The 21,655-nt window shown below is 60.9% G+C and carries 30 protein-coding genes; 21 read left to right on the top strand and 9 right to left on the bottom strand.

The window, feature by feature from the left end; genetic code table 11:
- The first annotated feature begins 28 nt into the window (after nt 1–28).
- Nucleotides 29–448, top strand: a complete 420-nt coding sequence (gene nusG, locus BLM15_RS31810) for a transcription termination/antitermination protein NusG (RefSeq protein ID WP_236846604.1) — start codon at nt 29–31, stop codon at nt 446–448.
- Here the strand turns inward: nusG and BLM15_RS07735 are convergent.
- Both BLM15_RS07735 and BLM15_RS07730 read right to left on the bottom strand, forming a co-directional pair.
- Nucleotides 420–2,000: a pentapeptide repeat-containing protein gene (locus tag BLM15_RS07735; protein ID WP_206438617.1), complete on the bottom strand. Its 1,581-nt coding sequence runs from the start codon at nt 1,998–2,000 to the stop codon at nt 420–422. The genes nusG and BLM15_RS07735 overlap by 29 nt on opposite strands.
- Nucleotides 2,001–2,296: 296 nt before the next feature.
- Nucleotides 2,297–2,545 (bottom strand): helix-turn-helix transcriptional regulator, encoded by a 249-nt coding sequence (locus tag BLM15_RS07730; protein ID WP_126111890.1) that lies wholly within the window; start codon nt 2,543–2,545, stop codon nt 2,297–2,299.
- A gap of 430 nt (nt 2,546–2,975) precedes the next feature.
- Between BLM15_RS07730 and BLM15_RS07725 the strand changes: the two genes are divergently transcribed.
- A complete protein-coding gene (locus BLM15_RS07725; RefSeq protein ID WP_126111888.1) occupies nt 2,976–3,191 on the top strand; it encodes a hypothetical protein in 216 nt (71 codons plus the stop codon).
- A gap of 120 nt (nt 3,192–3,311) precedes the next feature.
- Here BLM15_RS07725 and BLM15_RS07720 read toward each other — a convergent pair whose 3' ends face one another.
- Nucleotides 3,312–3,566: a hypothetical protein gene (locus BLM15_RS07720; protein ID WP_126111886.1), complete on the bottom strand. Its 255-nt coding sequence runs from the start codon at nt 3,564–3,566 to the stop codon at nt 3,312–3,314.
- 456 nt (nt 3,567–4,022) lie between these two features.
- Between BLM15_RS07720 and BLM15_RS07715 the strand changes: the two genes are divergently transcribed.
- Entirely contained in the window at nt 4,023–4,334 is a 312-nt protein-coding gene (locus BLM15_RS07715; RefSeq protein ID WP_335904820.1) for a DksA/TraR family C4-type zinc finger protein, read from the top strand.
- Between the two features lie 54 nt (nt 4,335–4,388).
- Here the strand turns inward: BLM15_RS07715 and BLM15_RS07710 are convergent, their stop codons facing one another.
- Both BLM15_RS07710 and BLM15_RS07705 read right to left on the bottom strand, forming a co-directional pair.
- Nucleotides 4,389–4,646 (bottom strand): DUF6953 family protein, encoded by a 258-nt coding sequence (locus BLM15_RS07710; protein WP_126111884.1) that lies wholly within the window; start codon nt 4,644–4,646, stop codon nt 4,389–4,391.
- Nucleotides 4,643–4,822, bottom strand: coding sequence for a YodC family protein (locus BLM15_RS07705; protein WP_126111882.1), 180 nt, complete (start codon nt 4,820–4,822; stop codon nt 4,643–4,645). Before BLM15_RS07705 ends, BLM15_RS07710 begins: the two co-directional genes overlap by 4 nt.
- A gap of 529 nt (nt 4,823–5,351) precedes the next feature.
- On the opposite strand from BLM15_RS07705, the gene BLM15_RS07695 reads away from it, so the two are divergent.
- From BLM15_RS07695 to BLM15_RS07660, 8 genes are all read left to right on the top strand, one after another.
- Nucleotides 5,352–5,777, top strand: a complete 426-nt coding sequence (locus tag BLM15_RS07695) for a P27 family phage terminase small subunit (protein ID WP_126111880.1) — start codon at nt 5,352–5,354, stop codon at nt 5,775–5,777.
- A gap of 70 nt (nt 5,778–5,847) precedes the next feature.
- The gene (locus tag BLM15_RS07690; protein ID WP_236846603.1) at nt 5,848–7,569 is read left to right on the top strand and encodes a terminase large subunit; all 1,722 of its coding nucleotides are present in this window, start codon (nt 5,848–5,850) and stop codon (nt 7,567–7,569) included.
- A 14-nt stretch (nt 7,570–7,583) separates the two neighbouring features.
- Nucleotides 7,584–9,521 carry a phage major capsid family protein gene (locus tag BLM15_RS07685; protein ID WP_126111876.1) on the top strand — a complete coding sequence of 646 codons (1,938 nt, stop codon included), beginning with the start codon at nt 7,584–7,586 and terminating at the stop codon, nt 9,519–9,521.
- Between the two features lie 69 nt (nt 9,522–9,590).
- Nucleotides 9,591–9,827, top strand: a complete 237-nt coding sequence (locus BLM15_RS07680; RefSeq protein WP_126111874.1) for a hypothetical protein — start codon at nt 9,591–9,593, stop codon at nt 9,825–9,827.
- A 2-nt stretch (nt 9,828–9,829) separates the two neighbouring features.
- Nucleotides 9,830–11,209: a phage portal protein gene (locus tag BLM15_RS07675; RefSeq protein WP_126111872.1), complete on the top strand. Its 1,380-nt coding sequence runs from the start codon at nt 9,830–9,832 to the stop codon at nt 11,207–11,209.
- Complete coding sequence (locus BLM15_RS07670) at nt 11,184–12,461, top strand: collagen-like domain-containing protein (RefSeq protein ID WP_126111870.1); 1,278 nt, start codon at nt 11,184–11,186, stop codon at nt 12,459–12,461. The genes BLM15_RS07675 and BLM15_RS07670 overlap by 26 nt, the downstream gene beginning before the upstream one ends.
- The gene (locus BLM15_RS07665) at nt 12,461–13,045 is read left to right on the top strand and encodes a head-tail connector protein (RefSeq protein ID WP_126111868.1); all 585 of its coding nucleotides are present in this window, start codon (nt 12,461–12,463) and stop codon (nt 13,043–13,045) included. Before BLM15_RS07670 ends, BLM15_RS07665 begins: the two co-directional genes overlap by 1 nt.
- Nucleotides 13,045–13,398 carry a head-tail adaptor protein gene (locus BLM15_RS07660; protein ID WP_126111866.1) on the top strand — a complete coding sequence of 118 codons (354 nt, stop codon included), beginning with the start codon at nt 13,045–13,047 and terminating at the stop codon, nt 13,396–13,398. The genes BLM15_RS07665 and BLM15_RS07660 overlap by 1 nt, the downstream gene beginning before the upstream one ends.
- Here BLM15_RS07660 and BLM15_RS07655 read toward each other — a convergent pair whose 3' ends face one another.
- Nucleotides 13,399–14,199 (bottom strand): putative phage abortive infection protein, encoded by an 801-nt coding sequence (locus BLM15_RS07655; RefSeq protein ID WP_126111864.1) that lies wholly within the window; start codon nt 14,197–14,199, stop codon nt 13,399–13,401.
- Between the two features lie 157 nt (nt 14,200–14,356).
- On the opposite strand from BLM15_RS07655, the gene BLM15_RS07650 reads away from it, so the two are divergent.
- The 7 genes from BLM15_RS07650 (at nt 14,357) to BLM15_RS07625 (ending at nt 17,905) form a co-directional block, all read left to right on the top strand.
- Nucleotides 14,357–14,734: an HK97-gp10 family putative phage morphogenesis protein gene (locus tag BLM15_RS07650; RefSeq protein WP_126111862.1), complete on the top strand. Its 378-nt coding sequence runs from the start codon at nt 14,357–14,359 to the stop codon at nt 14,732–14,734.
- A complete protein-coding gene (locus BLM15_RS07645) occupies nt 14,727–15,125 on the top strand; it encodes a DUF3168 domain-containing protein (protein WP_126111860.1) in 399 nt (132 codons plus the stop codon). The genes BLM15_RS07650 and BLM15_RS07645 overlap by 8 nt, the downstream gene beginning before the upstream one ends.
- 40 nt (nt 15,126–15,165) lie before the next feature.
- On the top strand, nt 15,166–15,627 hold the full coding sequence (locus BLM15_RS07640) for a phage tail tube protein (RefSeq protein WP_126111858.1): 462 nt from the start codon (nt 15,166–15,168) through the stop codon (nt 15,625–15,627).
- A complete protein-coding gene (locus BLM15_RS07635) occupies nt 15,624–16,031 on the top strand; it encodes a gene transfer agent family protein (protein WP_126111856.1) in 408 nt (135 codons plus the stop codon). Before BLM15_RS07640 ends, BLM15_RS07635 begins: the two co-directional genes overlap by 4 nt.
- Before the next feature lie 29 nt (nt 16,032–16,060).
- Nucleotides 16,061–16,201: a hypothetical protein gene (locus tag BLM15_RS31290; protein WP_164547425.1), complete on the top strand. Its 141-nt coding sequence runs from the start codon at nt 16,061–16,063 to the stop codon at nt 16,199–16,201.
- A 79-nt stretch (nt 16,202–16,280) separates the two neighbouring features.
- Nucleotides 16,281–16,790: a DUF4365 domain-containing protein gene (locus tag BLM15_RS07630; protein ID WP_126111854.1), complete on the top strand. Its 510-nt coding sequence runs from the start codon at nt 16,281–16,283 to the stop codon at nt 16,788–16,790.
- On the top strand, nt 16,787–17,905 hold the full coding sequence (locus tag BLM15_RS07625; protein ID WP_126111852.1) for a hypothetical protein: 1,119 nt from the start codon (nt 16,787–16,789) through the stop codon (nt 17,903–17,905). The genes BLM15_RS07630 and BLM15_RS07625 overlap by 4 nt, the downstream gene beginning before the upstream one ends.
- 59 nt (nt 17,906–17,964) lie before the next feature.
- On the opposite strand, the gene BLM15_RS07620 is transcribed toward BLM15_RS07625, so the two are convergent.
- The gene (locus BLM15_RS07620) at nt 17,965–18,525 is read right to left on the bottom strand and encodes a hypothetical protein (protein WP_126111850.1); all 561 of its coding nucleotides are present in this window, start codon (nt 18,523–18,525) and stop codon (nt 17,965–17,967) included.
- Between the two features lie 352 nt (nt 18,526–18,877).
- On the bottom strand, nt 18,878–19,267 hold the full coding sequence (locus tag BLM15_RS07615) for a ribbon-helix-helix domain-containing protein (RefSeq protein ID WP_164547339.1): 390 nt from the start codon (nt 19,265–19,267) through the stop codon (nt 18,878–18,880).
- Between the two features lie 104 nt (nt 19,268–19,371).
- Here BLM15_RS07615 and BLM15_RS07610 point away from each other — a divergent pair, with 104 nt between their 5' ends.
- The 3 genes from BLM15_RS07610 (at nt 19,372) to BLM15_RS07600 (ending at nt 21,082) form a co-directional block, all read left to right on the top strand.
- The gene (locus BLM15_RS07610; protein ID WP_126111847.1) at nt 19,372–19,791 is read left to right on the top strand and encodes a hypothetical protein; all 420 of its coding nucleotides are present in this window, start codon (nt 19,372–19,374) and stop codon (nt 19,789–19,791) included.
- Between the two features lie 125 nt (nt 19,792–19,916).
- Nucleotides 19,917–20,579 (top strand): hypothetical protein, encoded by a 663-nt coding sequence (locus BLM15_RS07605; RefSeq protein WP_126111845.1) that lies wholly within the window; start codon nt 19,917–19,919, stop codon nt 20,577–20,579.
- Nucleotides 20,576–21,082 (top strand): hypothetical protein, encoded by a 507-nt coding sequence (locus BLM15_RS07600; protein WP_126111844.1) that lies wholly within the window; start codon nt 20,576–20,578, stop codon nt 21,080–21,082. Before BLM15_RS07605 ends, BLM15_RS07600 begins: the two co-directional genes overlap by 4 nt.
- A gap of 246 nt (nt 21,083–21,328) precedes the next feature.
- Here the strand turns inward: BLM15_RS07600 and BLM15_RS07595 are convergent, their stop codons facing one another.
- Nucleotides 21,329–21,649, bottom strand: a complete 321-nt coding sequence (locus tag BLM15_RS07595) for a hypothetical protein (RefSeq protein ID WP_126111842.1) — start codon at nt 21,647–21,649, stop codon at nt 21,329–21,331.
- Nucleotides 21,650–21,655 lie beyond the last annotated feature (6 nt).

Raw genomic sequence — 21,655 nt, 5'->3', positions numbered from 1 at the left:
GTCACGGTTGGCAAGCGCACCACCTTCGATGCTGATATCGCGACCTTCCCGCGATACCTTCGCCAGCGGTCCGCTATTGAGCCCGCTAGACGAGGACGATGCCCCGGCTGCTCGTCGACTCATCGTCAAAGGCAAGCCCATCGGCAGCGTCTTCGACATCGATGGAGTCCAGGCGATTGTCTCCGACAGCAATGGATGGGTGAGGGTGCCGAACACAGCCCTTCGTGCGATCGCCGACTATCAGAACGGGATCGAAGCGGCCAAGCCGGAGAAGCCGAAGGCGCCATTCAACCGAGGCGATGCTGCAACCATCATCGAAGGGCCGTTCATGCACTTGCAAGCGACCATAGTCGACTGTGTCGGATTGAGCGAGGCAAGGGTTCTGATTGAAGCTTTCGGTCGCTACGTATCTGTTACCCTCAGTGTGGATGGTCTGGAGGCCGCGTAGAAGCGCTCGGTGCAATCTGCTCTGGTCGCGTGTCGACTAGCGGGCGAACCACCCAAAATTTAGATTGCTTGTCGGGCATGATATTCCATTTGCTTTTGTCAAGTTTTAAGCCGATGACTCGATCGATTATCTCTTCACTACCCTCGACGTGGCGGCCAATTTTTGCTCCGTTCAGGTCAGTATCAATGAATTCAACATTTTCGAAATGAGCGCCGACGAGGTTTGCATCCGATAGGTTGCTCGCTACAACGGTTCCATTCTTGAATAACGATTTTGAAAAATTACAATGGCGTAATTTTGTTGATACAATAGTGAAACTATTAACGTGGGCATCACCGAAGTCGCAATGATCTAATGTTGATGAGTGTATACTTAGTCGTATTGCCCTAAGTTCTGTAAATATTATATCGTATCCAACAATGTTTAAAAATGAAGTTCCGACGAGGCGCGCTGAATGGAAAACGGCTGAGTTGGCCGCGTCAATTGAGTCAAAAACTACACTATCACCGTGAGTGCTGGCAAAATCTGCGTGCTGTATGCTTCCGTAGTTAAAGCGAGCCCCGTTGAGGTGGCTGTTACGGAGGTCGGCGCCTTGGAGGTTTACAGAGTTAAATCTAGATTTTCCGAGATCTGAATTTGACAATCTTATGGAGTGCATTTTGATTCCGCTGAAGGAGGCGCTCCTTAGATCGGCATAATCAAAAGGAACTTCAGCGACGTGAACGAAATCAACCTGCGCGGTTGCCAGTCCGCGAATTAATTGCGCGCGCTCTGGGCTTCTTGCCCTTTCGGATCGTTTGAGGACAACTTCCATGTTGTCATCTTTGGTCGAATTGACAGTCTCAACTGTGTAGTAAGATGTTAGTGAGTGACTGAAATTTACAAGCTGAGATATAAGTTGGTCGTCCAAAACCCGACGGGTTTCGGTGTCGTTAATGTTTGTCAATGGAGTTGAAAATATTCTCTGAGTGAGGAAATTCAATTCAGATAGTGCGCCGCTACGACGCTGCGCTTCCGATGTTATTGTTTGGAGGTCAATTTTCGAGCTTTGATCAATAATCAGTTCATTTTGCGCAGCTAGAAGTTTCGTTTGTTTTTCAAGCTTATTGTTTTGCTCTGAAAGCAGTATGATTTGACGAAACAGGAGTGCACTTCCGATTAGGCTGCCAAAGGCAATAAGGATTCCAATTGCGGTCTGCGCGATCCAGCGACGCGATGACACGGCAGCGTACCAAGCTACGCCTTCATGGGCAGCGTCCCGGGCATGGCTCACCGCCGCGCCGTGGCGTGCATCAATTACCGCGTTAGCTGCAGCTGATAAATTGCTTACGACCGCAGACAATGAGGCCGTGGTTGAATTGAGCGCGCGGGCGATAACGTACCATCCGACCGGCGCAGCTACTAAAAGTGCAAGTCCCGCGCCGGCAATCATTGCTTGGGCGGTCTGCGAGACCTGGTCTACGGTTTCAGCGGCCCTTTCGATTTTGGGCGACAGCAACACCCAGCTGACAATCGCACCGGCCGAAGCGCCAATCGCAACGCCGAGTACCAATGACAAGGCCCCTACGCTCGATGTTGAGTTGCGAGGTGTCCCCGCCGGCATGTTGCAACCCCATTCACTTAGTGCAGGAGCACTAACATTCTCATGCCGTGCTCCTTGTAAACTGGGCTCGGTCGTGCAATTGTAGATTCACGGTTTGTTCGGCGTGTGTGCTCGCCTCGGCTGATGCTCCCCGAACCCCGCGCCGCCTCACTGGCGGCCTCTTGCGAAGCTTTGCCCGGCGACTGCGGATGTACCAGCGCACAGGGTGACAGGAGCCCGGCCCTTTGAGGTCGGGCTTTCTCGTGTCAGCCGACGAGCGCGCGCACCAGTTCGGCCGCTTCCTTGCGGACGTTCGCCGGCGCGATCATCGGGTCTCCCCGCCTGTTGGCCGCGAACAGGGCAACCCTTTCGAGCGCTAGCCAGTAGACTTGGTCTACTTCAGCTTTCGCCTCCTGGGCGTTGATGGTCCGGGTAGAGACGCCGAGCAAAACGGCCAGTTCGCCCTGAGTGAGCCCGCAACGTTCGCGCAGCGCCTTGAAATTGTTGCTCGACATTGAATTCGCTCCGGTCTGGTGGCATATTCCGGGGCAGGGAACCGGGAGGTCTTTCGACCCCCCGGCCCCTTCCGGGTTAGAAGGACATGGAGATCGTCAGTCTCCATCTCCCCCATCGGAAGGCGACGGTGAGCTTGATGCTCATTTGTCGTCCTCCTAGTGGTCGGGCGACCACCGCCCGACACAGATAATATACGCAGAAACTGCGCATTGGTCAACGGACCTTGCGCAGTTTTTTCGTATTTTGCGGCGTTTCTTTAAGCCCCGCGGTTATGGCTAGCTGGTGCCATCCCTTCCGCCACGTCATCGCCGTGCCCGCATCTCACCTGTTTCCCAACGCAAGCAGGTTGACCCACGCAGAGGATCAGCCGGCCGCTATCTTGCTCGGAGCTACCGGCCTATGGTCCCGGCTCATGATAGGAGCCTGCTAATGAGCGATGATGGATACAAGGTGATTTCGGTCGAGGACGACCCGAAATTGCTGCAGGAAGCGCTGGACCGGATCAGCGAGGATGAGGGTGTTTTGGTCAACGTGCTTTGGCAGCCCTCACGGGAGGTGACGGTCGACGGCGTAACCAAGCAAGCCAGTTCCGGCTTCGTGGTCATCGCCGATTTTGGCTTGGAACAGCCCGAGCCCCACCACTAGCCGCAAAACGAGACTGACAACGCAAAGCCCGCGCGGTTCGCCCTGCGGGCTTTCTCATGTGCCCTGGCTTGAGATCCGCCGAGCAAAGCCCGGCCCTTCGAGGCCGGACTTGCGCCTGAGTTAGCTCGCAGAGCGGACGGCCTTGGCCTGCGTGATCAGCGCCTGCAGCTCTGGTCCGCTTATCGAAACGCTTCCGTCATCGGCATGGATCTCGATCGAAGGCGGCGGCTCATCCCCACCTTTATCCCCGAGAAACAGAAGAGCCTCGCGCAAAGTGTCGAAAGATCGCGAGGTAAAGGTCGAGCCCCAGATCTGCACAGTGGTTCGAACCGAGCCGTGGGCGTGCAGAGTGCTAATCGCAGCATCAGTGGTCATGCGGTCACTCCTGCCAGCACATTGCAGGCGTACACCAACCTCACATCGCATCGCCTGTTCCACCGGAAGCGCAGCACACTGCCGCGCCCTGACCTCCGATCGAAGCAGCCGAAGCCTGGCGCCCCTGGCAACAAGACCGCTCGGTGGCAGAGACGCAGGGCAGGTCAGCTTGGACGTCGGCCGGCATCTACTTACCGGCGCTTCGGCTTTGAGAGCAGCCCCGCCTCGATGGCGAGCTCTAAATCGATCTCTGCGATGTCCTGACTGGTGAGCTTGAGATCGCGGCGTAGTCTGCGGTGGGTTTCCAGATCGATCGGGACCTCATTGTGGCGCGGTGAGTTAGCAGCCGCCCGCGTGCGGCTTTTAGGCATAGGCATTCGGCATGTACGCGCGAGACTATGGCGCGGATGCAGCAGCGTTAAATTCAGGCGCCACCTGACTACGACGGTGGAACCAATGCCCTCGTCCTCGATTTATTGGGATCGAGTGCGCAAGGGCATTACCATGGCGAGTGGATGGGCCCCGGATGGGGCAGTTCAGGATCAGATCGACGACTCGGTCACCGACGCGGTGCGACTGGCACGCGCCAAACTCCCCTCTGGCCCTGGCGAAACTCACTGCCAAGTTTGCGGGGAGGAGATCCCACCAGCACGGCGCGAGGCTATGCCTGGGGCCAAAACGTGCGTCGACTGCCAGTCCGGAATTGATCGGCGACCGGATTTCAGCGGCATCAATCGGCGTGGTAGCAAGGACAGCCAGTCAAAGTGACCACGCGCCGGCATTCGTGGCATGAGGCCCGGCCCTGACAAGTCGGGTATCGATCTACTGAAGGCGGCCTGGTTGGTCGGTTTCAAGGCGTCGGCGCCAAAACTTGCCCGCGCGCTCGTATACGGCATCCGGTGTCAGCGCATTAAAGAGCGCTAGAACGCCCTTACCGATGCATAGGTTGGAGTTCTTATCGAAGTAGGCCAACTTCTCATCTTCGAACTGGAAGAGGTAGGTCGCAGCGCCTTCCTGATATAGGAAGCCGAATTCATCGAATTGGCGTATCATCCAACCAGCTGCTTGGTCCTCCGTCATTTGGGCTTCACATATGGCTGTAGGGTTTCTTCGTTGAAGTGAGCTCGTTCCTTTGATGCACCCTTGAACCATTCGCACCAATAGCTCTTTCCTCCGCCTGTTGCTTCAGACACCACCATCGATGGGCCGCCGGACTTCAACTGTACCAAGTCACCTGGTTTGAAAGCGTTCGCCATGTTGGCCCTCGTGCTAGGCGCGATAGTTTCGCCGCCGCATCCTGAGGTTGAATCTCAAGGAGTGCAATGGCGCGTGCTGATCTGAGATCTAAGCAATCCGAAGCATGGCGCCCATGGTACGGCACCGCCCGCTGGCAAAGACGCCGGGCAGCACAGCTCATGCTCCAGCCGCTATGCGAGCGCTGCCTTGCTCAAGGTCTGACAGTCCCCGCAACGGTCGCCAACCACCGCATCGCTCATAAGGGCGATGCCATCCTCTTCTGGGAAGGCGAGCTCGAAAGCGTCTGCGCCCCTCACCATGACAGTGTGATCCAGGCTGAGGAGAAGCGAGGCTTCGTCTTTGGCAATGGTGAGGATGGCCGCCCCCGAGACCCGCGGCATCCTTGGAACCGATGAAGGGTCAATCCCGGTGATGCGGAGGGGGGAGGGTTTAAAGTCTGTGGCCAACACCGGCTAGACCGCGCGCCCCCCTCCGTTCGCACCGAGATCAAATCCAGAAAGAAAAGTTGAAGCCCCGTAGGGAAGCGTCATGAACGTGATCGAAGGCGGCGGCGCACCAGTGCCAGATTGGCCATCGCTATTCGACGATGTCCTGGACGTTGCTGCGGCCGGCGGGCACTGGCGTCGGATCATCAGTGAGTTGAAGACGCGCGAACTTCTGGCCGAGGTGAATGCGCATGCCGTGCAGCGCCTGGTGCTGGCCTACGTGATCTATGACCGGGCGGCGCGCGAAGTCGCTTCGACCGGTGCTGTCCTCAAGCCGAAGCGCGGCAACCCCAAGTCCATCGCACGCGTCAGCCCGCACTTCACCGTCTTGCGGGAAGCAGCATCTGACGCCGCGCAGATCGAGGCGGAGCTCGGCCTCGCGCCACGTCGGCGATCGGCTGCCACGAAGGCCGACAATGGCAAGAAAGCCCCGCGCGCCGCGGATCGATTCCTCCGGCCGGTATCCTGACGACCCGACGACGGCTTATGCCGTAGCCACAGCTCAAGGGAATCGGCCCGACGGGAGCTTGGCCGGAGAGTTGGAGATCGCGGCCTGCCGGCGCCACCTTCGCGATCTCGACACATCTTCTAGCCGCGGTCTGCGCTGGGAGATTGATCGCGCGGAACATGCTCTCTCTTTCGCGCCGGCGATGTTCACGATCACAGAAGGAGCGAAGGCGGGGCAGCCGTTCGATCTGCTGCCGTGGCACGTGTTCGTGAAAGGCTCGCTGTTCGGCTGGCGCAAGACGTCAGGCCGCATGCGGTTTCGCAACGCGTGGCTCGAAACAGGGAAGGGGCAGGCGAAGAGCCCGTTCATGGCCGAGGTCGGCCTGTATATGTCCGGCTTCTATGGTGTGCAGCGCGCTCGAGCATTTGCCATCGGCCAGGACCGAAACACGGCGAACGTCCTGTTCAAGGACGCGGTTGCAATGTGCCGGGCGCCGATCCCCGGTGAATACGACGAGGACGAGACCCCGGATTCGCTGGTTTCCCTTGGGCAGGCACTGATCCGGGGTGAGGGCGACAACGCCTGGAAGATAGAGTTTCCGGCCAATGATGGCCTGTTCCAGTCGCTCGCGAATGGTGAGGCGGTGTCTGGTCCAAAGCCGATCGTGGTGCTCGCCGACGAGATCCACGAGTTCAAGACGAACACTTCGATCGAGCTCTGGAAGCAGGCTATCGGCAAGATGCCGGGAGATGCCCTGATGCTCCTTGGCACCAACACGCCGAGCTCATCGCAGATCGTCGGCACGGACTACAGCGCGTACTTCCAGAAGGTCGCGCGGGGCGAGATTGAGGACGATGAGGCCTTCTCCTTCATCGCCCGCGTGGACAAGGCTGACAGGGAACACATTTTCGACCGGCCTGAGCTTTGGACCAAGTCTCTGCCCGCACTTGGCGTCACCTTCCCGCGCGAGAATATCGACGGGATGGTGCGGACTGCCAAACAGCTCTTGTCGACGGCGTTGTCGACCAAGCGCCTATATTTCGGCATCCCGATTGGCGCGACAGAATTCTGGATCGCTGAAGAGGCTTGGGTCGCGGTCCAGGGGCGTGTCGACGAGGTGAAGCTCAAGGGCTGCAAGTGCTGGCTGTCGCTGGACCTGTCGCAAAAGAACGACCTGACAGCCCTGTCGGTGTGCTGGATGGACCCAGACGGCCAACTGCACGTCAAGACGTTCTACTGGACGACTAAAAGCGGTCTCGCCGATCGGGCGCGCAAGGACCAAGCGCCTTATGAGCAGTGGGTCGAAGCTGGCCATCTGACGGCAGTTGACGGCGCCACGATCGACAAGACGTTCATCGCCGCGAAGGTGGCGGAACTTTGCGCCGAACATGAGGTCGAATTCTTGGCCTTCGACGCCGCTGGAATGGCCGACTTCATCGCAGCGTGCGAGCAGGTCGGCTTCCCGGTGTGGCGGTGGAAGGGGCCGGACGAGCCGGAGGGCTCAGGCCTCAAGCTGGTAGCGCACGCGCAGGGGACGCGGCGCGTCTTTGAGGAACGGCAGCTCACCATGCCCTCGTCGATCGAGAGGCTCGAGGATCGCCTCCTTGAGAAGACGGTCACGATCGATGCTTCCCCTGTCACCTATGCCTGCGCGGCGAACGCGCACGTGGTCGAAGACGGGCAGAAGAACAGGGCTTTCGACAAGAAGCGATCGCGTGGGCGAATCGACGGCATGGTGACCATCGCCATGGCCGTCGGTGCCGCCACGATGAACGAAGCCCCGGCGCTCGACATCGACGCGCTCGTCGGCTGATCGGAGATCAACACATGACCACGATGTACCGCACGACGGCCGCGGCCGGCGACGGCATGGATTTCGTCATCTCCGATGGCAGTCTCGACCGCCATGGCACCCGCATCAATCCGAAGGGCTGGGTGCTCGCAAACTTCCTTCGCAACCCGATCGCCTTGTTCGGCCACAGCGGCGGATTCCCGATCGGTCGATGGGAGAACGTTCGGGTTGACGGCGACAAGGTCGTCGGACGCCTGGTGTTGGCAGCCGAAGGCACCAGCGCGCGGATCGACGAACTGCGCAAGCTGGTCGAGCAAAAGATCCTTCGCGCGGTCTCCGTCGGCTTCAGCGTCCTCGAATGGGGCCAGCCCGGCAAAAGCACTTTCGATATCGAGAAGCAGGAACTGCACGAGGTGTCGCTCGTCTCTGTCGGCTCGAACACGAACGCGCTGGCAGCGGCGCGAGCTCTGAACATTTCCGAATCCACGATCCGCCTGGCCTTCGGCGAGCATGCCGATGAGGGCCGCGACGGCGTGTCTACCCCCGGCAAGCACGCCGATCAGACGACCGCGGACGAGAAGCGCACCCCAGCGGGCCTTCCGCCGCTACCGAAAGCAAAACCGATGGAAAAGTCCCTCTCCAAGCGTATCGAAGAGACCGAGGCCGAGCTCGTGTCCGAGCGCGACGCCCTGACGTCAGCCGTCGAAGCGGACGATTCCGCCGAGATGGAGACGCGCTCCGGTACGATCGAGGTGCTCGAGGAGCGCCTGACCAATCTGCAGCGTGCCGAGAAGGCCATGGGCCAGCGCGCCGCTGGTGGCGGCGACAAGCCGGTAAAGCCGGTCGTGCGCAAGCCGCTCGGCGTGAAGGCCCGCCAGCCCAAGCCCGGTGACATAGTGCTGCGTGCCGGCGTCGTGCAGATGCTGTCCTATGTCGGCCAGAAGGACCCGATCAAGGTGCTCGAAGAGCGCTATGGCGATCATGAGGAAACCAATATCTTCGTGCGCGCCGCGGTCGACCCGGCCAAGACGACTGTGAGCGGCTGGGCTTCCGAACTGATCGAGACCGAGACCGTCGCCTTCCTGGAGACGCTGCGCGAGATTTCGTTCTACCCGCGTCTCGCGTCGCTCGGCGCCAATCTGCAATTCGGCCCCGGCCGAGGTCAGATCAAGGTTCCGGCGCGAGCTGCAACCCCGTCGATCAGCGGCTCTTTCGTCGCCGAAGGCTCGCCGATCCCGGTTCGCCGCATCGGCCTCACCAGCGCGACCCTCACGCCCCACAAGATGGGCGTGATCAGCTACTTCACACGCGAGGTGGCGAAGTACTCGACACCGCAGATCGAGAACCTGCTCCGGCAGGAGATCCGCGGCGACACGGCCGACACGATCGACACCCTGCTGATCGACACGACTGCGGGCTCGACCACGCGTCCCGCCGGCCTGCTCAACGGCATCGCGGCGCTGACCGCGTCGACGGCCGGTGGCTGGCAGGCCATCATGGAGGACATCGATACCCTGGCCGCGCCGTTCGATACTGCGAAGGCAGGCCGTTCGCTGGTCCTCCTGATGAACCGGCGCGAGGCTCGCAAGCTGAACTTCGTGCCGGGTCCGGACGATCGTCTCGGCTCGATGCGGCAGCTTCTGGCGGATTCCGGCATCACGCCGATCTCGTCCGTCAACGTGCCGGCCGGCCGCCTGATCATGATCGACGCGGCGGATTTCGCCACGGCGGCCGGCGATCAGCCGGAGTTCGACGTCAGCGAGCAGGCTGTCATTCACGCCGAGGATACCAGCCCGCAGCAGATCAGCGCTGCCGGAACGCCGAACGTCGTAGCCGCCCCGGTCATCTCCATGTTCCAGACGGCCAGCATTGCGCTGCGCATGCTGCTCGACGTGACCTGGGCGATGCGCCGCGCCGGCATGGTGCAGTGGGTCGACGGTGCCGACTGGACTTACAGCACGCCGACGCCCTGATCGGCATCTGACGACAAGGGGCAGGGCGCTCGCGCCCTGCTTCATTCCCCAGAAACCCAGGAGGCCGATATGGCTGACGATCTCGATAAGGTCCGCAAGGACTATGAGGAGTTTTTCGGCAAGAAGCCGTTCAACGGCTGGGATGCCGCCGAGCTGCAGAGGCGCATCGACGAGAGGCTCGCCGGCGCCGACGATGCCAAGGCGGTGAAGGCTGGTGCACCCTCGACCGATCCGTATCCGACGCAGGCGGATCTCGACGCCATGCGCGCCGGCACCTACCGCGATCGCGAGCTGACGACCCGCTGATCATGGCGAACTGGCTTGCCCGGGTGCTGCCGTCGTGGCTGTCGCGCTCGAAAGAGGGCGAGTATCGCCCGGGCCCTTATCTGCTCTCCGATGGGGTGCTCTCGGCGAAAGCCGGCGCCATCCTAAACTGGTGGCAGTCAGGCTATTCGCTGCAGCCTTACAGCGAAGGCGGCGCCATGGTCGAGGCGTGCGTCTCGGCCTATGCGCAGACAGTCGCCATGTGTCCCGGCGATCACTGGCGCAAGCTGGCGAACGGCGGCCGCGAGCGCGTGACGACGTCGTCCCTGAGCCGCATCATGAAGCGGCCAAACGATTATCAGTCGATCAGCGACTTCCTGCTCAATCTGACGCGGCGCCTCTACGACAAGGGCGAGGTATTCGCGCTGGCGGTTCGCAATGAGCGCCGCGAGATATCCGAGATCCATCTCATGCGTCACGGCCACGGCCTCGTCGCAGACGATGGCTCGATCTTCTATCGCCTCTCCGGCAATGAGATCGTCGAGCGTCGCTTCGATATCACCGACCCGATCCCGGCACGCGACGTGCTGCATGTTCGGCTCCACACGCCGCGCCATCCGCTGAAGGGCGAGAGCCCGATCCTCGCGACGGTGCTTGAGCGAGCAATGGCAGGGGCCGCCCTCAACCAGCAGGTCGCATTCTACCTCAACCAGTCCCGGCCATCCTGGCTTCTGGAAACCGACCAGAACCTGACGGCGGAACAGACCCGGCAGCTTCGCGAGCGTTGGGAAGAGCAGACCACCGGCGAGAACGCCGGTCGCACGCCGATTTTGACCGCTGGCCTGAAGGCCAAGTCTGCGCCGACGACGTCGCAGGACGGCCATCTCGCCGACATGCTGAAGCTGACCGACCAGGGCATCGCGCTGGCCTTCCGCATCCCGCTTCAGATCCTCGGGATCGGCGGCACGCCCTTCGCGTCGACCGAGGCGCTGATGGCGTCATGGAAAGCCTCAGGTCTCGGCTTCGCGCTGAACCATATCGAGGAGGCCTTCGGGCTCTTGTTCGGGCTGAAAGGCCAACCGGACGAATACCTCGAGCTCAATACAAACGCCCTCATGCGCAGCAACTTCAAGGAGCGCATCGAGGCGCTCGCCCGCGGCGTGATCACGGGGATTTACGCCCCGGATGAAGCCCGCGCCGAAGAGGATTTGCCGGCGGTCGAAGGTGGTCACGGCAAGATGCCGCGCGTTCAGCAGCAGGTCGTCCCGCTGAGCTATGGCACCGAGATGAAGCCGCCTGACCCGAACAAGGCCGCTCTGCCCGCACCTGCGCCTGAACCTGATCGCGAGGAAGACGATGACGCAGGCCGCAGCTTCGATGACTTCACGCGCGACATCGATGCTCGAATTGCGCAACTTCACTGATGCCGCCGCTGATGCAGTCGCGCGGGAGATCGCGACGCTTCGGCGTGAGGCTCAGCGCGAAAGCGAGCTGAGGGCAGCCGAGCATGCTGCCAGGCTGGCGCAGCTCGACGCCCGCATCTCAGCCGCGGCAGAAATCGAGCGGCGGCTGACCGATCGCCTTGCCTCGCTGAAGGACGGCGAGCCGGGCCGCGATGGCAAGGACGGCTCAGACGGTCGCGATGGGCGAGATGGCGAGAATGGCGCGGACGGCCTTTCGATCACCATAGAGGATTGCCAGCCGATCATCGAAGCCGCGGCGGAGCGGGTAGCATCGGCAACCGCTGAGCGCGTTCTCGCCGGCTGGGATCGGCCGCGAGACGGTACGAGCGTCACCGTCGAAGACGTCACGCCTGTGATCGAAGATTTCGTTCAGCGCGCAGTCGCCGCATTGCCCGCGCCGAACGACGGCGCCGATGGCCGCGACGGTCGGGATGGCGCTGACGGGGCAAGCGTTACCATCGCCGATCTCGCTCCGGCCGTGGCCGAGGCTGTCCAGCGCGCCGTCACCGCTCTGCCGGCGCCGCGCGACGGTCTTGACGGCAAGGACGGTCATGACGGCACAGATGGATCGAGCGTCACGCTCGCCGACCTGACACCCGTCGTCGAGGAGGCAGTCCAGCGCGCAGTCGCCGCTTTGCCAGCCGCGAAGGACGGCGTTGACGGCGCCGATGGCAAGGACGGTCGCGATGGCACGGATGGCCGGGACGGTGCAGACGGCAAGGATGGCGCGCCCGGAAAGCTGCCAACGGTCCGGGAGTGGACCGATAGGGTACACTATGAGGGTGACGTCGTTGTTTTCGCCGGGGCGACTTACCAGGCCGCCCGTGACACCGCCAAAGAGCCGCCGCATGACGACTGGACCTGCATTGCGCGGGCGGGCACCGACGGCAAGGACGGTCGGTCGTTCACGATCCGCGGCACATGGGCTGAAGACGCGGAATACCAGGCGCTCGACGTCGTGGCCCTTGGTGGCGCGTCGTTTGCGGCTCGACGCGACCACCCGGGGGCATGCCCCGGCGAAGGTTGGCAGCTGATCGCGGCTCAGGGAAAGCGCGGCAATCCGGGCGAGCGGGGCAGGGAAGGCCAGCGTGGTCTTGCCGGCGTGCAAATCGCTCGGATGGAGGTCAGCGAGGAAGGCCTGCTCACCATCTCGAACGACGATGGATCGCAGATTGAGTGTGACCTCTACCCGGTTCTGTCGAGGCTGGCCTGATGCGTGTCGTCGTCGTCACCCCGCCGCTTCGCATCGTCGCTCTTGCTGCTGCCAAGGCGCATTTGCGCGTCGATGACGATGCGGAGGACACGCTGATCGAGGCTTTCAGCGATGCCGCGCAGGCGCATATCGACGGGCCTGACGGCTGGCTTGGTCGGTCGCTGGGGAAGCAGACGTTGGAGCTTCGCCGCTGCGGCTTCCCGACCTGGATTGAACTGCCGTTCGCCCCCGTCGTGTCGGTTGCCAGCGTCAAGTACATCGACCAAGACGGAGCGGAGCAGACGCTCGATCCGGCAGCCTATGCGGTACATGGCGACATCGTCGCGCGGGCCCACGGCGTTTCGTGGCCGAGCGTGCGGACGGAGCTTGAGAGTGTCCGTATCCGCTACGATGCCGGCTACCCGGACACCGAAGGGGCCGAGCCGAAATCTACTGTGCCGGCGCCTGTCGTTTCGGCCATCAAGCTGATGATCGGCGATCTCTTCGAGAACCGCACGAGCGTCGCCCCAGGCGAGCGCCCGAAGATCGACATGAGCACGACGGTCGAAAACCTGCTCAGCCTCTACAAGGTCTGGCGCGTCTGATGCTGTCCGCCGGTCAGCGTAATCATCGCGTCCGCTTTGAGCGCCGAGTGCCGGGCGGGGACGATGGGTTCGGCAACCCGCTCCCGGAAAGCTGGACGCCGCAGGCGACAGTCTGGGCGGGGTTCCGACCCAAGTTCGGCCGGGAACAGCTTGAAGCCGGCCGGCTGGAGAGTTCGATGCAGGGCACGCTGACGGTGCTCAGCTCGGCCGCCACGCGCGTGATCGCCGCCGACAGCCGGGTCGTGTTCGTAAGCGGTCCGTACAAGGACAAGGCCTGCCAGATCCGGTCAATCGTGCCGACGGGCGACGGCGCCGAGATCGAGTTCATCCTGGAAGAGGGCAAGGCCACCTAACTAGTCAGATTCTCTGAAGGTATTGGGCGGGTACATACGCACGAGAAGATCTCTTAGCGGGCCCATTGGCATGTATTTTATGAGTCCGTATTTTACGATTAGTTCCTTAAAACGATCAGAGGAATCGGCCCCTATCATGCCAAAAATAACGTACTCAGACGTGTTCTGAGTTGCGCGTAGAAGATAAACAAAGTCGCTTTTCTCTGCGTCTGATAAGAATATATCATCGTCAATCTTAATCAAAAAATACCTTAAAACCCTTAGATATGGCCCGAAGATATCATAATATTTCTTTGAAATAATCTTACATTCTAAAAACGCCAATCTTGATACTTCTTCATTATTTGAGTCTTTCAAATTGTATTTTTCTGCGGCAGTTTGGAGTTGCCTCGCGACGTAACCCCAAGCTTCTGGACCGATATAATTTCCATCAACTTTAACACGTGAGCGTATATCGGTTAATTGCTTCAATAATTCAAAAAAGGTGGTTTCAAAACGTTGAATGTGCTCGCCTGCTTGCTGCTGCTTTATCTCTTGCTGTTGTAGATCGAGCGCTATCTGTTGGTGTTGAAGGGTTTTTGATTGCGACCAAAGCGTGAGGGCGACTGCACAAAAGCCCAACGAACTAATTAGCGCGTTGAATGCGCCGAATGAGTCGCCCCACTGACCAGCTTTGTCGATGCTTCGCTCGCCGGTCGCCCAGTTCGCCATCTCGATTCCGAAGAATCCCCAGGCGATCCACGCGCCTGCGAACATCAACGACAGAAGCACTGCCGTGACCAATAACAATCCCGGTCTCATTGTTACGCCCCCGGCCGTCAAATGCCCCGCGTGACATTCCTCCGCGACTTCGACTGTCCCTGCAAGCCTGGCGTGTACATCGCGTACAAGCCTGGCGGCCCGAAGCTGATCCCGACGGCCCACGCGAAGCTGGCCCGCGCTGCTGGAGTTCTTGCCGATGGCGAAGGGAGCGAAGGCGCTGCAGCGCCGGCTGGACAAGATCCCGATGGACGTTCGGGCAGCGGCGGCAACCGAGGCTCTGCTCGGAGCGCTCGGTCTCGCTGAGGCGATGAAGCAGGTTGTTCCCGTCGACACCGGGAAGACCAAGGGCACGATCCGGGTCGAGCGCGGCAAGCGCGGCGACCGCTTCTATGTGAAGGCCGGTGGCCCGGCCACGACAGACGGCGGCTTCGACACTGCGACCGCCTCGGAATGGGGCACGCAGAAGGAAAAGGCCAAGCCCTGGTTCTATCCGACTTGGCGCCGGAACAAGAAGCAGATTCGGGCCGGCCTCGACCACGAGATCAAGAAGGCGGTTCGGAAATCCAATGGCTGATCCGTCGCTGGCGCTGCAGGGCGCGATCAACACCCGGCTGCGGGCACAGGTCACGGCGGTCGGGAACCGCGTCTTCGATCGTGTCCCGGCCGATGTCGCCTTCCCCTACATCGAGCTCGGCGAGTTCCAGACGCTGGACGACGGCGCGCAATGCCACGACGGGCAGGAGGTCTTCGTGACCTTGCATGTTTGGTCGCGCGCCGTAGGGCAAGTCGAGGCGAAGACGATCGCCGGGGTGGTGCGCGGCGCACTTCATGAAGCCGAGCTATCCCTCGGCATCGCATGGCAGTTTCTCGAAATCGCGCATCAGGACACGCGATACCTCAAAGACCCTGATGGCCTGACCAGCCATGCCGTCCTGACTTTCCGCGCTCTGGTCGCCGCGGCCTGACCACCGTTCCTCATCACCGGCTCACTCAACGGAGGCCATCATGGCGCAGCCGACCGTCCTCTCTTTCGGAAAGGGCCTCGTCTATCTCGGCGATGGCGCCGATCCCGAGGTTTTCACGAAGCTCTGCGGGTTCAACTCGATCCAGTTGGCGATCGAAAAGGACACGAACGACGTCACGATTCCGGACTGTGACGATCCCGACGCGGCGGCCTGGACCGCAACCGACGTGCTGGCGCTCAGCTGGTCGGCCGAGTTCGAGGGAATCCTCGCCAAGGAAGCCGAGCCGCTGCTCTGGGCCGCCGTCAACGGCAGCGAGGCACGCAACATTCGCATCCGCCTGCTCGGCTTCGGTACCGGCGGCGCCACTCCTGACCTGCAGTTCTCCGGCGCCGCCCATATCGCGGCGACGATCAGCGGCACGCGCGGCGAGAAGTATCAGGTTGCTGTGACGGCAACCGGCGACGGTGCCCTGACCCGCGCAGCCGTGGCGGCGCTGGCATGAGCCTTTGCGCAATCGATCTCGAATGGGGCGACGGTACCTATACCTTCGCCCTTCCGATCGCGCAGCTCGAGGAGCTGCAGCGCATCTGCGACGCCGGGCCGATGGTTATCGCCGAGCGCCTTCGGCATGGCATCTGGAAGATCGAGGACGTGCACGCGACCATGCGGCTTGGCCTTATCGGCGGCGGCATGGCTCCGGTCGATGCGATGCGCCTGGTCAAGACTTACGTGCACGATCGCCCTTGGGGCGAGAGCGCGTTGCCGGCCTTGGCGGTTATCAGCGCGGCCCTCTTCGGAAAGCCCGATGAACCGGTGGGAAAATCGCCGGCGGACGGGGAGGAGAGCGTCCCGCCCGCCCAAACGGAAAGCTCGACTTCCGAGACTTCTACGGCCTCGGCTGCGTGATGGGATTCTCGCCGCGGGAGGTCGGGGCGATGTCGGTCTGGCAGTTCATGGCCTGCGCTGATGGCTATGCCTGCGCGAATTCGCCGGAGGCGGCGAAGCGGACGAATGACGAGCCTGACTTCGAGGATCTCAGTGCCATGGTCGATGCGGCGCCGACCTATCAGCATTGACGCCTAGGGAGCTCGATACACGCCTAAGTAATTGCTCGTTATCAAACGTCTGCCATAGTCCTGCCAGGGCTGGGCCGGCATGATGATAACGACAGCGCACTCGCAGCAAAGGTTGTCGTTTGCGCATTTATATGCGGTCACCGCCCAGGCAGGCATCAACATATCGCGCCCGGAGGATGATTACGGAGTCGACGCATTCCTTCGACCGGTTCAGATAGTTCGCGGTCGGATGTCGGATAGCCCCTTTGGCATCGATGTGCAGCTTAAGGCATCAGTCGGTTGGACGATGACCCCTCAAGTTGTGAAGTATGATTTGGACGCTGCCGCCTACAATCGGATGGTGGACCGAGTTGTCGGCGAAATTCCGCTGTACGTCTTTCTCCTGTGCCTCCCGTTCTTCCAGGCTGAATGGATCACCCTGTCCGAAGAAGAGACGGTTCTTCGAAACTGCTGTTATTGGTATCGCGCAACAGGTGCGCCGACACCGAACAAGACGACCATCTCAGTTGAGATTCCACGCACTAACCTCGTGACCGCCGATGCACTTAACTGGCTGATCAAGCAGGCTCGCAAGGAGCTGGTGCTATGACGGACACGCGGATCACCCTGCCGTCGCCCGGCCTTTTGCGACGATATCTGAAGGCGCACGGATGGGTCGCCTCGAAGCTCCGATCTCCTGATCTGAAAATCTTTCGAAGGGAAATGGAGGGTGAGGGCACTCTGGAAGTGATCGTCCCGGAAACGGTCGCTGTGGCCCAGGGTGAGCGTCGTATACGGCACGCTGTCGAAACACTGGCTGTGCTTGAGGACCGCCCGCTGTCGGAAGTAGTGTCAGCGATCAATGGAATTGGTTACGATACTATTAGAGAGCGGCTTCCCACCGATTTCCGAAATTCTATCACGCTACCTGTCGCAGAGCGTGTCATCGTCCGGAACCGGCGACTGCTCTCATTCGCAGCGGTCGCGGAATATGCGCGATCAGATCGGAGCGGAGCTCAGTCGGCGGCGGACGCGTTCGTGGAACGATGCCGGTTTGGGCACACCTTCCATGGGAGCTTCGGATTTACGATCCATTCGCCGGTCGGGGGAAGGCCAGAAGAGGATTTTCTCGAAGCTCCTCCGCCCGTTCCGGCCGAGAGGCAGGTCATTCAGCGCGTGATGCGGGGGCTCTCGGCGGTTGCGGATGAAGCCCCAGCTTATCAGCCGGCCGTCCTCGCTGACCCGGCCGTTGGTTTTGATGCGGACATGTTGGAGAGCCTGGCGGCTCTGCTCGAGGGCAGCCGATCCGAGGAACTCACGTTTGAGTTCAATTTGTCGCCGGAATGGCAGCCTGACGAAGATCTGTCGTTGCAGACCCAATACGTTGTGAACGCCAGAGTAGCCGAACTCGCTAGAGATATCGCCGCTACGCTACGCAACGCGAGCGTGCCGAGCGACAGTCGAATAAGCGGATACGTAACAAAGCTGGCGACCAAAGAAAATCCTGCCGACCTTGAAAATCTTAAGGGGTCGCGGGAGGTCACCGTGGAGTGGTTAACTGGGCAAAAGGCTCTTTCAGTGCGAGTTCTGCTAGAGCCGTCGGATTACCGCGTCGCTTGGCGCGCTCACGGTGAGCATTTCCCGATTGAGGTCGAAGGAAATATTGAGCGAGCCGGACGCGGATTTATCGTGCGGAAGGCTCGTCTTATCTCTCCAAGAGGTTAGTTCGCATCTTCCGGTCTTCTCAATGGGGCGAGAGGCATCGCCCGCCTGCAATGCAGTGCCTAAACACCGCTCGCGGGGCCGGATTTGAGGATGATATCCGCAAGCTCATAGACCTGAGCATCGGTCAGTTCGACCACGCCATACCAGTCTAAGAATTTTCGAGGCTCGAACCCGGCGCGGAAAACACCTGGCCAATTTTTGAGCAGACGACACCCCCAATAATCATTGCTGTGCTTTAGGGTATTTGCCAGTTGGCGAGCGGCTTCCAGTCGGTGATGCGCAGGATAGCCCCGTTCAGCAACAGCTTTCACGAGATCTTCGTGATCTTTTGGCGGCTTCTGATCTGGTTTCCGGAGCTCAAGTATCCAAAGTTGAGCTGAACGCTCCCACTGGTGGTAGAGAGACAGTGCGAATGCCTTACGGAGAGCCATCGCTGCTTCGTCGAGCATTTCAATCTGCGTCTCTAACTCGCGCTCGCGGTCCCATAGAAGGACGCCGTCGTCCCATTCTCCGATTGGCGGCTCGCCTGCTTTGAGGCCGCGCAGATAGGCGGCTAGCTCGAAAGCCGCTTGTTTTCGCTCACTGGCAAGCGCTTTTGATGATGATTCGAAGCTCATCATCAGGTGCCGCACGGCAACATCGAAAGCCCACCCGTGCGCATCAAATTTTAGACAAACCATAACGATTTCTCCGGTGGAAGCCTGTATTCAGGATCGTCGGGCTCAATTCGCCCCCTCCGGATCCTCGCGATGGGGCAGGAGGCCGATTACCAGTCTCCCAGCTTTATACGGCCACGCGTGCTATTGAGCCTAAGCGCGAGCGCTTCAGCTTCGCCGTAGGAACTCCCCTCTGGGAGGGTAAGCGTAAGTTGCTTCCCCTCAAAGCCGACGTCCTCATCGGCCTCGAAAAGAACGAAGACGCGACCATCTGGCAGCTCCTTCACCGTCGCGACAAAGTTGCGTTCGCCACTGTTCATTTCGCCTTCTTGCCCTTTCCTCGCGCCTTGCCGACCAGGGCAGGCTCGTCTGTCAGTTCTCGGCGTCGTGTCGCCTTTTGTTCCTTCGTAGCGTCCATGCCGATCATGGCATTGTCGGCCGCATCGGCGGCTTCCGACCTAACCTTGTCGGCGCTTGCGCTCATCTGATCGTCTGTCATTCCGATTTCCGAAGGCGAGGGCAGGAGGCCTTGGCCGATAGCCCAGTCTCGAAAGGCATGTCGCAGTGCTTCCGGCCTGCTCATGTCCGGCTTCTGCTCGGCGATGAAGCGGTCGAGCGCAGTCAGGAGTTCAGGCTGAAGGCGAACGCCGACGAGTGTGCCTTTGCCGGTAGGGGCGGGGCCGCGTCTCTTTTTCTGTGTTAACACGGATTGACGCCTCATCAAAAACTGTGTTAACACAGTTGAAGTCGGGCCGGAAGAGCGTTGGAGCGCTCAACCAGCCCTAACCCCAACGATCGGTGAGGATCGTCATGGCTGCTGCTGAATATCACGCCGGGCAGGCGCCCGGTAGCGTCACATCTCGGGAAATGGTGACGGATCGTCCCATCACGCGCCGGCTTTTCGTGGCTGGCATCGCGGCATTCTCAGCCGCGCCGACGACGGCTCTGGCGGGCGCGGCGCACTCGCCGAGCAACGCGTTGACGCTGACTGAAGAAGAGATCGCGAGGGGCAACGAGATCGCCCGCTGCTCATACATGATGCGGTATCTCGACGAGCGAGGCGCCACATACGAAGCCTGCGGGCAAGCGGGTTGGTACCAGGCCCGCTGGAGTGACCCTGCGGTTATGGAAGAACCGATCCGCTGGGCGGCGAGCGTCGACGCCAATGACTTCGATCACCTCTATGCGCGAGCTTTCAGGGCCCGCGTCGAGGGCATCGAGAACTTCTGACACGAAGATCCGCCTCGGCAGGGCGGTTAGAGACGCGGAATTCGAGAGCTTCATCAGCGCTCGGTTTCGCGAGAGCGAACCTGTGCGTCTCAGGCCTGCCGGGCCGGGCGCTGATGGAGATGAAAATGGCACTGAAGAAGACAGGAGAGGTCGGCATCGAACTGCCCGCCCTCGACATCGGCATCATGGAAGTGACGATTGTAGGCGACAGCCCGCTCATCGTTCACGCTTGGTCGGTGAAAGCGAAGAAGGAGATGCTGGACAAGCAGCAGAAGAAGGCGAAGGGCGCACGCGAGGCCAAAGACCCGCGGGCCGACTTCGAGGCCTCGCTCTATCGTCTCGACGACGGTGGGTTCGGCTTCCCTTCCGTCGCCTTTAAGAACGCTGCGGTCACGGCAGGGACTTCGGTGGCCGGCATCACGAAAGTCGCAGCGAGACAGGCGTTCCATGTGCTCGGCGAGGATGCGGACGTGGTCGGCGCGTTTGACGGGTGTCGATCCCGCGCCAATCTGGTGCGAATTATGGGCAGCGCACCGAACATGCGCGAGGACATGGTGAGGGTTGGCATGGGTACCGCCGACCTGCGCTATCGGGGCGAGTTCACCGACTGGCACGCCAAGATACTGATCCGTTACAACGCGAACGTCCTCTCGGAGAGCCAGATCCTGAACCTGCTCAACACCGCAGGCTTCGCTGTCGGCGTCGGCGAGTGGCGGCCTGAAAAGGACGGCATGAACGGCATGTACCATGTCGCCACCGAGCGCGATCTCGAAAGGCTGGCGGCATGAAGATCGCGGGCTTTGAATTCGCGGAGGGAGCCCGATTCCAGAAAGGGGCGGTGCAGAACGCATCCCTGGTTGGCCAGCACATCGAAATGCTGCGCCAGCAGAAGAAGGGGGAGCTGACGCCTGAGGACGTCCTCGCCGATGCAAGGCACGGCAACAGCCCGCTGCATTCGTTCTTCGAGTGGGACGACAGCGCCGCCGCCGAGCAACATCGGTTGCATCAAGCGAGGGGTCTGATCCGGTCGGTGGTCGCGATCTACACTTCGGAGGACAAGCCGGCGGTTCGCCAGCGGGCCTATGTGCATATTGCCGAGGGGCATACCTCGCATTACCGCGAGGCCGGCCATGCGTTGTCGCAGAGCCGGACGCGCAAGATCGTGCTGCAGCGTGCCTTTGCTGAGCTCGCTGCATGGCGGCAGAGGTACAAGGATCTAAAAGAGTTCGCCGACTTATTCGAAGTCGTCGATGAGACGCTGAAGCATCTACCTAAGGCGACGCATCAGTGAGAGTCGGGGTTACGGCGCGGGTTCCCCAATCAACTGCGCGGCCTTCGGGCAACATGGCAGGCGTGTTCAGGCAAGGTATGGTCTGGCGTGTCGAGGGAGGCGGGGCAGGCAAGGCAAGCCATTGTAAGGATAGGCAAGGCGAGGCCGGGCAAGGCAGGCAAGGCTAGGCTTGGCGGGCCAAGGAGCGGTGCGGCAGGCGAGAAAGAGGGCAACCCGGCTAACTCGGGTTGCCCTTCGCCAGCACAATCAGGTTTTGCAGCGGCCTTCATAGGTGATCTTCGCCACCGTTCCGAAGAGGCCCTGTGTCTCGACCAGCACGCGCCTGTTGGTGATCACGTAGTCCGATGGGCATAACGAGTTTTGACGTAGCCAATCCTGAAGCACGCCCTGGTGATATTCCTCGCCGTCGCGGGTGTCGTGAGGATGAATGGCATCGGCCTGGGCGACATAGACGAACGATCTGCCGTCCTTCCCGATATCGAACGTCGTGAACTTCAGGCGGTTGACCGTAGCCGGAGAGGCGCAGGCTGATAGCAGCAGAGCCGTCAAAACCAAGACCGATTTCATTGAAGC

It is taken from the genome of Bosea sp. Tri-49, assembly GCF_003952665.1.
GTDB lineage: Bacteria > Pseudomonadota > Alphaproteobacteria > Rhizobiales > Beijerinckiaceae > Allobosea.
This window is presented reverse-complemented; position numbering and strand designations above follow the sequence as displayed.